The 402-nt window shown below is 39.6% G+C and carries 1 tRNA gene; it reads right to left on the reverse strand.

Features of this window, described 5'->3' with window-relative positions:
* Positions 1 to 180: 180 nt before the first annotated feature.
* Positions 181 to 254, reverse strand: a tRNA-Ala gene (locus LB467_RS18765).
* Between the last annotated feature and the right edge of the window lie 148 nt (positions 255 to 402).

Consider the following 402-nt stretch of genomic DNA (forward strand, 5'->3'; position numbering starts at 1 on the left):
TTACCTCGTTATAAAAGTAAACTTCTATAACTGTAGTTTTCTCGTATTCTTTGTTTCTCAATATGTCAATGAACTTTTTTCCTCTTATACAACCTAATTTCAATGGCAAACAAACGAATATGCTTATGCGCATTTTCCTGATGTTTGTAGTACCTATCTCCCTTAGATCTTAAGGAATCGTGGAGAATATCGGAGTCGAACCGATGACCTCCTGCGTGCAAGGCAGGCGCTCTAGCCAGCTGAGCTAATCCCCCGTTTTTTTTCAGTTGGCAGTCAATTAGTATGCAGTATCCAGTCGTAACTGTACTGCGTACTGCTCACTGCGTACTGTAAACTGGTTGCCCAACTTCTAAAATTTCCTTTCAATAAATTGTAATGAACTTAATTGTCTCGCTTCACCCT

Source organism: Salegentibacter tibetensis (assembly GCF_020164485.1).
Classification (GTDB): domain Bacteria; phylum Bacteroidota; class Bacteroidia; order Flavobacteriales; family Flavobacteriaceae; genus Salegentibacter; species Salegentibacter tibetensis.